The sequence below is a fragment of the Streptomyces sp. NPDC048270 genome (assembly GCF_040652335.1).
In the GTDB taxonomy this organism is placed as follows: domain Bacteria; phylum Actinomycetota; class Actinomycetes; order Streptomycetales; family Streptomycetaceae; genus Streptomyces.
The window spans coordinates 15,772-27,789 of record NZ_JBEZLV010000058.1 but is presented as its reverse complement, the minus strand read 5'-3'; the positions used below and the strand labels follow the sequence as shown (position 1 = coordinate 27,789).

Annotated in this window: 6 protein-coding genes and 11 pseudogenes; 6 read left to right on the top strand and 11 right to left on the bottom strand. The window is 64.0% G+C overall.

Annotated features, from left to right (window positions below):
* The 3 pseudogenes from AB0D66_RS31425 to AB0D66_RS31415 form a co-directional block, all read left to right on the top strand.
* Positions 1-139: pseudogene (locus AB0D66_RS31425) on the top strand (transposase); the annotation flags it as partial.
* A pseudogene (locus AB0D66_RS31420) lies at positions 136-671 on the top strand (transposase). The pseudogenes AB0D66_RS31425 and AB0D66_RS31420, both read left to right, overlap by 4 nt.
* Positions 672-725: 54 nt before the next feature.
* A pseudogene (locus tag AB0D66_RS31415) lies at positions 726-815 on the top strand (IS5/IS1182 family transposase); the annotation flags it as partial.
* Positions 816-1,198: 383 nt separating this feature from the next.
* Here the strand turns inward: AB0D66_RS31415 and AB0D66_RS31410 are convergent.
* The 7 genes and pseudogenes from AB0D66_RS31410 to AB0D66_RS31380 form a co-directional block, all read right to left on the bottom strand.
* Positions 1,199-2,707, bottom strand: a complete 1,509-nt coding sequence (locus AB0D66_RS31410) for a hypothetical protein (RefSeq protein WP_362310599.1) — start codon at positions 2,705-2,707, stop codon at positions 1,199-1,201.
* A gap of 762 nt (positions 2,708-3,469) precedes the next feature.
* A pseudogene (locus AB0D66_RS31405) lies at positions 3,470-3,874 on the bottom strand (transposase family protein); the annotation flags it as partial.
* Positions 3,875-3,913: 39 nt separating this feature from the next.
* Positions 3,914-4,006: pseudogene (locus AB0D66_RS31400) on the bottom strand (IS5/IS1182 family transposase); the annotation flags it as partial.
* Positions 4,007-4,069: 63 nt separating this feature from the next.
* A pseudogene (locus AB0D66_RS31395) lies at positions 4,070-4,276 on the bottom strand (transposase); the annotation flags it as partial.
* 179 nt (positions 4,277-4,455) lie between these two features.
* Positions 4,456-4,593, bottom strand: a pseudogene (locus AB0D66_RS31390) (hypothetical protein); the annotation flags it as partial.
* 268 nt (positions 4,594-4,861) lie between these two features.
* A pseudogene (locus AB0D66_RS31385) lies at positions 4,862-5,054 on the bottom strand (IS630 family transposase); the annotation flags it as partial.
* 266 nt (positions 5,055-5,320) lie between these two features.
* Positions 5,321-7,471 (bottom strand): M4 family metallopeptidase, encoded by a 2,151-nt coding sequence (locus AB0D66_RS31380; RefSeq protein WP_362310598.1) that lies wholly within the window; start codon positions 7,469-7,471, stop codon positions 5,321-5,323.
* Positions 7,472-7,686: 215 nt separating this feature from the next.
* On the opposite strand from AB0D66_RS31380, the gene AB0D66_RS31375 reads away from it, so the two are divergent.
* Positions 7,687-8,649 carry a hypothetical protein gene (locus AB0D66_RS31375; protein ID WP_362310597.1) on the top strand — a complete coding sequence of 321 codons (963 nt, stop codon included), beginning with the start codon at positions 7,687-7,689 and terminating at the stop codon, positions 8,647-8,649.
* 160 nt (positions 8,650-8,809) lie between these two features.
* Here the strand turns inward: AB0D66_RS31375 and AB0D66_RS31370 are convergent.
* A pseudogene (locus tag AB0D66_RS31370) lies at positions 8,810-9,377 on the bottom strand (transposase); the annotation flags it as partial.
* A 36-nt stretch (positions 9,378-9,413) separates the two neighbouring features.
* Here AB0D66_RS31370 and AB0D66_RS31365 point away from each other — a divergent pair.
* Positions 9,414-9,602 (top strand): hypothetical protein, encoded by a 189-nt coding sequence (locus AB0D66_RS31365; RefSeq protein WP_362310602.1) that lies wholly within the window; start codon positions 9,414-9,416, stop codon positions 9,600-9,602.
* A 4-nt stretch (positions 9,603-9,606) separates the two neighbouring features.
* Here AB0D66_RS31365 and AB0D66_RS31360 read toward each other — a convergent pair.
* Positions 9,607-9,768: pseudogene (locus tag AB0D66_RS31360) on the bottom strand (transposase); the annotation flags it as partial.
* Between AB0D66_RS31360 and AB0D66_RS31355 the strand changes: the two are divergent.
* Positions 9,718-10,017 (top strand): annotated as a pseudogene (locus AB0D66_RS31355) (transposase); the annotation flags it as partial. The pseudogenes AB0D66_RS31360 and AB0D66_RS31355 sit on opposite strands and share 51 nt — an antisense overlap.
* 542 nt (positions 10,018-10,559) lie before the next feature.
* On the opposite strand, the gene AB0D66_RS31350 reads toward AB0D66_RS31355, so the two are convergent.
* On the bottom strand, positions 10,560-11,051 hold the full coding sequence (locus AB0D66_RS31350; RefSeq protein ID WP_362310596.1) for a hypothetical protein: 492 nt from the start codon (positions 11,049-11,051) through the stop codon (positions 10,560-10,562).
* A gap of 284 nt (positions 11,052-11,335) precedes the next feature.
* Positions 11,336-11,938 (bottom strand): GNAT family protein, encoded by a 603-nt coding sequence (locus tag AB0D66_RS31345; protein ID WP_362310595.1) that lies wholly within the window; start codon positions 11,936-11,938, stop codon positions 11,336-11,338.
* Positions 11,939-12,018 lie beyond the last annotated feature (80 nt).

Sequence of the window (12,018 nt, the reverse complement as noted above, 5' to 3'; positions counted from 1 at the left end):
GGCGCCCGCCCGCAGAGCACTCGAACGCGACGAGCAGGCCGTCGAGCTGTGGAAGCGGGAGGTGTGGCCGAAGGTGAAAGCCTCGCGGCGGCGTGGGGGGGCTGGATCGTCTTCGAGGACGAGGCCGGATTCTCCATGACGCCGCCCCGCGCCCGCACCCGGGGCCGGCGCGGACAGAGACCCCCGTCATCCGCGTCCGCGGCCGCTCCGCCGGACCTCGGTCGCCGCCCTGTGCTGCTACAAACCCGGCGAGAAGAGCCGTCTCATCCACCGGCCCCTCACCCACCTCCTCCTCAAGGGCGCCCGCAAAAGCTCCTCCTGGAAGGACTATCACGACCTGCTGGCGAGGGCCCGAATCCAGCTCGGAGGACCGATCGTGATCGTCTGGGACAACCTCAACACCCATTTGACCGCCCGGCTGAAACGGTATGAAGCCGAGCACGACTGGCTCACCACCGTCCTGCTACCCGTCATATGCGCCCAACCTGAACCCTCTCGAGGCCGTCTGGTCACTCGTACGCAGAGCCATGGCCAACACCGCCTTCAACACCCCCGACGACCTCGACCACATACTCCGCCGCGAATTACGCCGGATCCAGCTCCAGCCCCGCCTGATCGACGGCAGCCTCACCACCACCAACCTGACCATCGACCCACCGACCCCACCCTGAAAACCTCAGTAATCGCCCACCTCCGCCGCCGCGCCGACAACCGGACGATGCCCCCGTTCCGAAGCCATGATCCACCGCTCGATGATCAACCTCATGACCCGCAGACTCACCGCCGAATCCACCCCGACCTGGCATAGTCTATGAATCACACTTAACCCGGTAATTCGGGATGAAACAACGGGCTGAAGTGCCCTCTGACATCACAAGATCAGCGACTGCTCGAATTCTAATCGAGCTTGCGCCAGCGCGACTTCACCTCGCACCGCCGGTCATTGATGAGCCGGGAGAGCTGCTCGACCAGCTCTTGCAGGACGTCGAGCATGGCATGATTCGGAACCAACAGAGCCCCCGGCCGATGGCGTTTTGAGAATCACCACAACCAACGACGAGGAACTCCGCCGTGCCACCACACTCCAACGGCAGGATGAAAGACGCTCAATGACGCGAACGCGCCCGAATCCGAAGGCTTCGGGTTACCCACCCTTGTTCGAGAGCTCATTTAATGTGATAGCGCAACCCGAAGCTCATCAAGAACCCAAAAGGGTGACACTTTGGAATGATCCAGCACCATCGGAAATTAGAAATGCAGGAGAATTGAGCGCCACGCTTGGATTTTCGAATGCCGCAGAGACTGGGTAGGCGACTCCACTAGTGACGTCACGTGCAAATTCGGCATGCGAGTCGGGGTGGAACTCGTAAATCATGTTTGGATGATAATCCAGCGTACACTCCCATGCCTTCCTTCCAGTTTGCACTGCACCGTAGGCGAACATGGTCCTCCCCGTTCGCGGGTCGCGCAATTCGAATTCCGAGCTGGAGTTCAGTTCCCCTAGTTCGACCAGCTTGATCCCATCCCAGGATGGATCGCTACGGTCCTGCACTAGAACCACATTGGGCTGGGGGGTGTAGGCGAGAATGGCGCATTTTCCCAGAGAGAAGGGGGCCCAGCCATTTTCCAGAGAGACGGCGTATTCAATTCCATCGAGATCCACTCGGTAGCAATGGGGAGACCAAATGGGGGCTTCGGAAGTGTCCCCGGAGCCATAATAGTAGGACGAGGATCCGAATTCAATTCGCAGGACTCGCGCGTCGGCGGAAAGGTGTGCGCTTCGGAGCGTACGCAGCCACTGCCCGTAAGCTTCCCCGTGCGATAGCAGCGGTGATGCTGGATTTTTAGGCAATACTACGGTGAGCCCTAGGCCTCCAAGATCGACAGTGAAACAACCCGGCGTCCCAATTGCGAGTTCCTCGCCACTCTTTCGTAGGCGCTTGGCATCATCGGCCTGAAGTGGATAAGCATCCCCGTCAAATTCAATCCAGGAAGGATGGGGAGGCTTGCCTTTTTGGTATTTACCTTGGGGGAGGGATTCCGTCCACAGTGACCGTTCAGTGAAGACAGGGACGTCTAGTAGATGTTCACCTGAGCATACGTATAGAGTGCTGCCATGTGCGGCCATGACGAACGGATGGCTCGCCACTGCCCGCGCGTCATCCCGCCATCCCTTACTGTCTTCGGCTTTGATGAAATGCGCTCTTGGGACATGTCTCATCTCACCCCCACGACTCGTGAGCCATTGGTTCGGCTTGCCTTCAACTGACTTCAGGGTAAAGGGATCCTTGCGCGCCGCATCCAGGGCTTTATTTGTGTTCGCAACTAGCTCACGTTGGGCTCGTGAAGCAGCCTCCTTGATTTCCTTTTCCTGCTGCGCGGTGGGCGCGTGAACGCGACACCATTCATCACGTGCGGCTTTTTCTGCGAGATAAGAATCTTCCTCCAGTCGGTAAGATTCCATCTCCTCCTTGTATAGCAAGGGCAGGGCATTTTTGAATTCCCCGCACGTATCCCTCATCTGCAACTCGTTGTGCAGCCAGAGTTCTCGCGCAGACGCATGGTGTGCCGCTAGGTTGGAATCAATTGGCCCAACCTCGTATACATGTAGGGAGGCGCCGTGAAGTTCTCCACCCTCAGGAGACGCGTGAGTAGCCTCCAGGTTATTTATGGGTACTGTAATGTGGAAATTGATCGAGTCGCCCACGTATACGGCATAAGCGCCGCCTCCTGGCTTCTTTCGCCAGATGGCCCCGCGGACGCTTACCTGATTTGGGGGCCAGGTCGGAGTCTTGGGTCTAATTCGCACCGAGGGCTCGGCGATTATAGGAGTGGTCATTATTTCCTCCTAGAGGTTAACTTGAATCGGGTGTCGTCATCTGGTGCGGGTTATGTTGGACGGTCGGGCTATGTCGGGGATGGCCCTGGTGGACCCCGTTACCTAGGGTCGGCAGTCCCGCAAGACCTTCCAGTCCTTCAGCCGGGACAGAGCACGCTCGCCCTCGCTTGCGATGCGGGAAGCAGAGCGGTTCCCTTCTTGCCGCCTTCAGCGCTGGTGGGTGTTCCTTCCGCGGCAGGCGTGATCCACGCCCGCTCCTCAAAACCTGGCAGTCGTCAGGCCGCCAGGGCGAACACCGCCAGCCTGCGCCGCACATCCCCTTCACTCCACCCAGAAGCCGGGACCCACCAGGGATGTTCACCTATCGGGGACAAGATCAGCACAGGCACCAATGTCCCATCTGACCTCAGGAATCCTTTGAGTTCGTGAATGTCGGACCAGCCGCACCCGCGAAACCACCTGATCAGGCACACGACGCAGCCCCCGCCATCGCCCACCTCAGCCTGGTGGCGTTGTGCCCGGGGGAGGTCTTCCAGGGTGTCTTCGGCGTCAACGTCAAGGAAGCGAGCCTCCCTACGGGACGTCACACCAGCTTGGCCCACCGGCTCTTGCTATGAGCCTTTTCCAGCCTCATGTTGAGGCGTGGTGGAGGACGAGGACGGCCTTCACGATGTCGGTGATCTGGCTGGTGCTGCAGTGGAGCTTCCGCAGGGGGTTGCCAGCCCTTCAGCACGGCCATGGCCTGCTCGCCGACGCAGCGGATCTTGGCGTGACCGCTGTTGTTCCGTCGCTTCCAGCGTTTATGCCGGCGGCCCGGAAGGGAACTCGGATGTGCGGTCGGCGCCTTGATAGGCCTTGTCGGCCCAGCACTTCAGGCCCACGGCGCCGAGCATGTCGACGATGCCATGGCTTCCGGGCCGCGGTCAGGTCGTGAGTGGCTCCGGGCAGGGCCGGGGAAGCCCAGAGTAGTCGGCCGAACGGGTCGGTGAGGACCTGGACGTTCATGCCGTGCCGCTTGTGTATTCCCGAGGAGTAGGGGGTGTCGGCGGAATCCGGTCGATCGGCAACAGCGTGCCGTCCAGCGATCAGGATGAACGCGAGCGGGCGGCCTCTACGGTCCGAGGCGAGATGAATCTTGCTGGTCAGTCCGCCACGGGACCTGCCGAGCTGGGCTTCCTTCAGACGGAGCTTGCGTCGGCGTCGGACGCGTCGACGCTCGGCCTGTCCGTTCTAAGGCCGTGTCCTATGTGGTGAGGCGGTACGTCGTTTGTAGCAGCAGGGGGCTGCGGCGAGGCCGAGGAAGGCGAGGTAGTTGCGGGGGTGGCGTTCGTAGCGGTGGTTGAGTCTGCGGTAGCCGGTGAGCCAGGACATGGTCCGCTCGATCACCCACCGGCGTTGGCCGAGTCGTTCCGATGACTCGATGCCCTTGCGTGCGATACAGACCCCGATCCGTTCCCGCGTAACCATTTTCGCAGGTGGGGAACGTCGCACCCCGAGATCATCGGCGACGGACTTGATCGTCGCTCCCGGCCTTGAGCGGTACAACGCGACGGCGTCCGCCTTGAACTCGGCGGCATAGTGCTTCATCCCCACGGGGACTCCGTTCTCCTGGACCATCAAGATCCAAGTCTCTCCGGTGTCCAAAATCCGGGGTCAAGGCCCCAGGTGATCAGGCCCTTCGCGTCGGCCTCGGTCTGCAGTTGCTCGAAGATCCGCTGCCATGTGCCGTCATGCTGCCATCGCCGGAACAGGTCGTAGACCCGGTCCCACGGTCCGTAGCGTTCGGGCGCATCACGCTACGGGTGCCCGCGCGGGTCCTCCACCGTATGCCGTCTATCAACTCCGCCGCGTCCACACCTGCAGCCGGCCCGGCTTGATGCCCTGCGGCAGCAAGGACTCGAGCCGGGCCCACTGGCTGTTCGTCAGATCTCCACGTCCCACGAGACATGATCATGAACGAACAAGATCCACTTTCACGACAGGTCCCTAGTCGGCGGCGCGCCTCTCGCTCGCCGCGAAGGCGACTGGCACCACCGGCTGGGTCCGGTCCAGCGCCTGGATCTGCGTCTTCTCGTCGATCGAGAGGACCACCGCGCCGCCCGACGGGGCCAGATACAGGCCCATCACATCGGCTCTTTCGCCGCGAACGCGGGGTCTTTCGAAAGTTGAAGGTGCCGGAGCGGTGCGGCTTCAGGTTCTCCTCCCGCCAGATCCGCGCGATTTAGTGCCAGGACACGGTGATGTTCTCGATCCGCCTCAGGTACCTCGCCAACTCGTGCGTGGACCAGTGCGAAAGGCCGGTGCCGTCCGGCGGCGTCATACGCGTCAGCGCGATCACGCGGGCCCGCACCCGCGCCGGCACTTGTTCCCGGGCTCCGCCGGGCCGGACACGGAGACCTTTTCTACAAGGGGGTCCACACCAAGTGACCCTGTCACACAAGATCAATTAACGTCGGCGGAATCACGAGACACCGGGTACTGTCAGGGAGCAGACACGCTGCGGGGCACCGGCCAGGCGGTTATCCCGGTCACGGCGGTATTGTCGATGAGGAAGCTGGTTGACAGCGAGGAATCCTCCACACCGAGGAACTTGATGGTGACGGTCTTGCCCTTGAAGGCCGACAGATCGAACGTCCGCAGTGTGTAATCGCTGGGTGTGGTGTTGGAGTAGGTGGCCAGGGTGGTCGTTGTTGTGCCTGAGACGACCTGGGCCTTGAGGGTGTCGTACACCGTCGTGCCGGTCTCGGCGGTTGAGATCCGCAGGTAGAAGCTGAGCTTGGGCGCTACTGCGGTGGGCGGGATGCTCACTGACTGGGAGAGCGTGTCAGTGTGAGTGGTGCCGTAGCCGTTGAGGTAGGCGTAGTACGAGCCGGCGTATGGGGCACCGCCAGCGCTGTTGGTGATCACTCCGGCCGCAGTGGTCCAGGCGCTCGCGCCGGATTCAAATCCGGGGTTGACGAGCAGGTTGTCACTGGTCGGCGGAGGGGTCCCACCACAGGTCGTGGCTGTCGCGGCGACAGAGACACTGCTCCACGCCTTCTCCACGGCCGTGCACTGGGCGCTGGTCGCGCCGTACAGGTCGTTGGCGGCCTTGATGGTGGCGGTCCTGGCCTGGGCGTAGGTCGTACCGGAGGTCATGTACGTGGTGAGCGCGCGGTACCAGATCTTGCCTGCGGCGGCGTTGCCGATGCCTGTGACCGTGGATCCGTTGCAGGTCGGGCTGTTGCCCCAGGAGCTCTCGCCGGAACCGACGGCGAGCAGGTAGAAGAAGTGGTTGGCCGGGCCTGAGGAATAGTGTGGGTCCAGGTCCTTGGTGCCGGTGGTCCAGCAGTCCTGTGAGCCTCGGCCGTCCTTTGACGGCTTGTCCATGTAGCGCAGCGGTGTGCCATTGCCTCGAATGTCGATCTTCTCGCCTATGAGGTAATCGGGAGCGTCGGCCGCGTTGTTGGTGTTGAACTCGACCAGGGTGCCGAAGATGTCGCTGGTGGCCTCGTTCAGGCCTCCGGACTCACCGCGGTATATGAGATTGGCAGTGGCGGCGGTGACGCCGTGTGCCATCTCGTGCCCGGCAACGTCGAGTTGGGTGAACGGATTCGACCCGGGCTGGCCGTCGCCGTAGATCATGGCGAAGTCGTTGTCGGACCAGCCCGCGTTGGCGTAGTTCACCCCCCAGTGCACGAAGGAGCGGGCGCCGACACCATCGTTACGGATGCCGTTGCGGCCATGGACGTTCTTGAAGTAGTCCCACGTCTGCTGGATTCCGTAGTGCGCGTCGACGGCCGCAGTGGCACGGTTGGTGAGCATGCCGTCAGCCCAGGCGTTGTCCGTGTCGGTGAACGCCTTGCCCCACCCAGACGGGATTCCCTCGGTGTCGGGCACCGTGCGGTTCTGCGCGTCCCGCGTCTCTCCGTTGCCGCGGAGGGGGTCCTTGAGCTCGTACCCTCCCGAGATCGGGGTGGTGCTCACCCCCACGGTGCCGACCTGATAGCCGCGGCCGGTGCCCTCGGCGGTATGGAAGCCGTTCCAGTTGTGTACGATCTCGCCCGTGATCGCGTCCACCAGAACGTTCAACTCATTGGGGGACTGGTCGGGCGCGATGCCGTTGGTCTCAACATGCCAGACCAGGCGGGGCGTCGCCGAGAGAGCGTCCACGGCGAGCTTGACCGACGTACTTGCTAGCTTGCCTTTGAAGAGCTTCTTCGCGGTCGCCAGCGCGGTAGCGGAACCAACCTTCGGCTTGGTCGAAATCGACAGCGGAGCTGCGAGGGAGAGGGTTGTGTTGCGCAACTTTCCGTCGGGGGCGGAGTGCACAATCACATCGCCGCCGACGACCGGCAGACCTTGATACTGACGGTTGAGACGAACGTGACCCGATCCGTCTTTGTCGATCTGGACTGCGCCCGAGGTGAAGGTGTCCTGGGCGCTCGCGCGGACCGCGCGGGGGTGTCCGGCGATCGATTCCTTCGCATCGCGGAGAGCCTCGGTGGGGGTGACCTTCGAGGGAGCGGGCCCTGGGTCGCTCGCGGTGGCGCTGCCCGAGGCGGTGGCGACGGCGGGCTGTGCCATGGCGCCGGCCACGAGCAGACCACCGACGGCGAGCGCCAGAGATTGTGTGTAGCGTGGGAGTCTCATGGGCCGGAAGCGTGGCCGTCAATGGAACGGCAGGTCAACGGCCCCTCAACTCTGTTAATTAAGCAGAGTTGCGACCAGTGCATGACAGGTGAGTTCCGGCCTTCGTGAGGGTGCTGCACTCAAAACTGTTGTGGGCATGACTGAATCTCAGCCCCTCCGCAGTCACGGCGCTCCCCATGTCTGGATCTGCCGAACGACGCGATCTGGAGACACTCTTGGCCGAGCATGACAGAACTCCCAACCGCCGTCACAGATCCGATTTAGCTGCCGCCCTGCGCAACGGGCCCTTCGAGGCTGCTCTCGACGCGGCGATTCGCAGCAGCGGGCTCAGCCTGCAACGGCTACAACAGCATCTGCTGGCAAGAGGAGTGACGGTCAGCGTTACAACGCTCAGCTACTGGCGTCGCGGGCGCAGCCGGCCAGAGCGCCCTCACTCCCTCCAAGGGGTACGCCTACTTGAGGAGTTGCTCCGTCTTCCGGCGGACTCCTTGGTCTCCCTGCTCGGTCCGCAGCGGCCGCGTGGCCGTTGGGTCGGCCGACCGCCTGCGGTCCTGGAGACCGAACTGCTCTGGCAGGAGCACAAGAGCCTCCCCATGCTTCTGGGTGAGCTGGGCAACGCCGACGATGGCATGAGGAGGCTCGTCGCGCACGACCGCTATGAACTCGACGAGCACGGAGCGGAAGTCAGATGGACTTCCACCCTCATTCTCCAGGCAACCCGGGAGCGCGCCGACCGCTGTGTGGTCATCATCCGCGGTGAGAGCCCCAACCAGCCTCTCCCCGAACTCACCGAGCTACGCAACGCCCGTATCGGCCGGGTGCGCAGTGACCCATCCGTTCCGCTGATGGTCGCTGAGCTTCTCCTCGACCATGTGCTCTCCCCGGGCGAGACCGCGATCATCGAGTACACGTACACCCATCAGGGGACCGGTCGGCCGCCCACCGATGCATGCGGGCGCGGATTCCGCGTCGCCGCGCGGCTCTACACCCTCGAAATGCTCTTCCATCCGGCCCGCATACCGGTGCGCTGTGGTGCATATTCCAACTCGGTCCCGACTGGCCCGACACAGGGCGTGCTGACGGACAAACCATTGTGGATCAGCGCCTCGGGGCGTGCGCACGCCGTCTTCCAGGACCCGGTGGCCGGCTTTCACGCGATGCGCTGGGAGTGGGAGTGAACGGATCTCGCTCTGCTGCGGGCGGTGGAGGAGGCTCTCCCCCAGCACCCCGAGATCACCGGGAGCTTCCCCGGGCTCGGAACTCAGATCGGCGCCCGGCTCCTCGCTGAGATCGGGACGACCACAGCCGTTTCCCCACCGCCCGCGGCATGAAGGCCTGGAAGGTGCCGTCGCGGACAATGCGAAGGGGACGTGGATGCGGCGTCGGGCGAGTGTGATGAGGGCGGCGGTGTGGTGTTTTCCCTCGCCGCGTTTACGGTCGTAGCGCGTGACTCGGGCTGTGAGAGCGAGGCGAACGCGGATAGGTAGAAGGCTCTCTTGAGCTGTTTGTTGCCGCGCCTGGAGGGTGTTCGTCTCGGATGGAAGAGCCGGGAATGCGGTCACGGGCGCGAGGCGCGGCGAGGTGGCTGGCGAAGCCGCTGCCGTCGCCGTCGCCGTCGCCGTGGACGAGGATGCGGGCGGCGGTCCTGATCCCGATGCCGGGCTTCGAGATCAGGAGTTGGGAAAGAGGGTGGGCTTCCAGGAGTTCCTCGATCCTCGAGGCGAGGAGTTTCACTGGTCAAGCACTGATTGGAGCGAGCTGGCGAGGCTGGGGGGATGATCAGCGCGGCGGTATCCGTTCCCGGGACGACGACCGTCTGTTCGTCGAGTGCGGTGAAGACGTCCTCGATCAGCCGCTCCGCCATCCGCGGCGCTTTGGGACGTGTCAAGGTCACCAAGCGACGTCGATCGATCCCGCGGACAAGACCGTTGCCGAGCGCGCGATGATCGCCGGGTTCGACGACGATCTCGCGGGCGAGTCCACCCGGATCGCCACCGGCTCCGCTGCCCCCTCACCTCAGATCCACCCGTCCCTGGAACGCGTCCTGGGTCCGCGGATCCAGCACCTGACCGTACTCAAACTGCTCGACCAGTTCGGATCCCCGGCTCAGATCCGCAAGGCCGAACCGTAGGGTTGCAGCCGGTGTCGACGACGTAGCGGATGGCGTCGACGATCTCCCGCCTGGGGTGCTTCTCGGGGGCTCCGCCCGTCTCGGTTTCGCAGGCCGGGATAGGGAGGAGGGGTTCGAGGACGCCGTGCTGATCGTGGACGGCACCCTGGTGCCCACCCGCGATCACACCGTCGCCGAGCGGTCGAAGAACTACCGGTACTCCACCAACCACTAGGTCGTCATTGACGCCGACACCCGGCTCGTCGTAGTGGTCGGCCGGCCCCTTCCCGGCAACCGCAACGACTGCAAGGCGCGGCAGGAGTCCGGCGCGAAGGCCGCTGTCGGCACGACCAGGACGATCGCCGATGGCGGCTATCCGGGCGCCGGGCTCGTGATGCCCCATCGACGCCGCAGCGGCGAGGAGCTGCCCGACTGGACAGCCCTTAACCTCGGCACCTCCAAGATCCCCGACAGAGTCAAGCTAGTGCTGTGGAACCGCCCCTCGTGGGCCGCCCCAGCGCGCACCACAGACCTGCTGGGAACCTCGGGCCGACGAAACTGCAGGGGTGTGCTGTGGCAGGAGCAGGGTGGAGACCACGCTCTCCTTGGCGATCAGTTCGGCGCATAGCGCAGCTGTTCTTCGTCCACTTCGTCTGGGTCCTCGTCGGGTGATTCTGCGGGTCATGAGGGTGATGAGTGCCCAGGTGAGTACACCACAGCGGAGAACCGCACACCCAGGAGAAGTTTCACTGCGTCGCCTACGGCCACCTGGCCAACGCGGACACCGTGGGTGCGATCAACGTGATGAACCGGGCCGGGCTGGCCCACTGTGACGCCAACCCGGCGTAACGGGAAGACCCGTCATTTATGGCGGGGAGGGGTCACACAGCGACCGAAGCGACCGGGAGACCCACCTGGACGATCCCCTCCCGGAGGGGGGAGAATCCGTTTGGCATGCAGACAGCCCAGTCGCTTCGGTCACTCCGATCGTCGAAGGTCCTGGCCATCGGAAAACCTGTTGACGCGGCAGTCGGTGAAACGGCCGATGAGCCGGGCCGCCGTGGCACGCCAGGTGAGGGTGGAGAACACGGTGATCTCACCCGTCCTACGGAGCCCGCACCACCGGTCTCCGTACACCTGGTCCCCCAGAGTGTCCCTGCGGACGGAGTTGGCGTACAGCGAGGGTCCAAGGCTGGGGTGGGATGCGTTTCTCCCCAAGGCCACGACATCCTCGCCGTCGGGCCCGAGGTGAATGCTGTAGCGGATCGAAGAGCCGACGAGAAGGGTGCGCAGCTCCTCGAGGTTCGCCTTTGGCAGGACGTCGAGGACCCGCACGCGCTCTGGCGACACCTCGTACTCGACGGCCCCCACGTCCTGGTGGATCGTATCCTGCTGGATTTCGTCAGGCCGCGGCGTACCGGGCAGGGCCAGCGAGAGACCTGTACTCCTCAGCTCCGGAGGAAAGTGCATAGATTTGCCTCAAGTTTCGCCGTTTTCAGCACTATGGGTCCCCAACCCTGTCGCCCGTCAAGGCCGATCCGTCGGGCTGGTCCGTGAAGGAAGAGGATCCGTCCCCAAAGGGCAACCTCAGATGACCGACTGTTGCTCGCTGTCTACTCAAGAGCCGTGCCGTCCCGAATTCGGTCGGCCTCAACGCCAGAGGCAGCCTGCGACCACCTGGTCAATGGCTGCCTCTTCGCACCACGCTCAACTGAAACGGCGCCCGCACAACCGACCCAGACGCCGTCCTACGCCTACGCCGGTACGTTCAACCGGTAAGCCGGGGCCGGGTGCAGAGACAGCCGCATCTCGATGATCTCCCGTACCGCCGGCCACTCCTCGGCCAGCACCGAGTACGAGGCCACACTGCGGAGCTCGCCGTCCAGCCCCAGGGAGTGCGCGCGCCAGACGCCTTCGCAGGTGGCGCCCAGCTTCTCGACGGCGGCGCGCGAGCGGTCGTTCCTCGTGTCCACCTGCATCGAGACCCTGCGCACCCCCCACGTGTCGAAGGCGTGACGGAGCAGCAGTAGCTTCGCCTCCAGATTGGTCCCCGACCCGCGGGCGGCATCGCTGATCCAGGAGTTGCCGATCTCCACAGCGTTGGGAGCGATGCTCCTCGGGGTCCAGCGGTACAGGTTCTTGAACCGCGTCGACCCCAGGATCCGATCGTCGCGCCGGTCGATCACGGCGAAGGCCAGCGACCGCCCGGCCTTGCGAGCGGAGCGCGCCCGGCTGATGTAAGCGAGGGCCTCGCGCCGTCCGTGCGGCACGGGAGTGAACGCGTACGCGCCCAACCGTGCGGCCTCGGCGAGGCCCTCGGCGTGCCAAGGAGCCAGGGACTCCAACTTAATCCACATGCCAGTGAGTACTACGGGCTCTGCCACGGGGGCCTCCCCTACGAATTGGGCGGCTGATGTCCGGTAGGGGCGATTGTGGG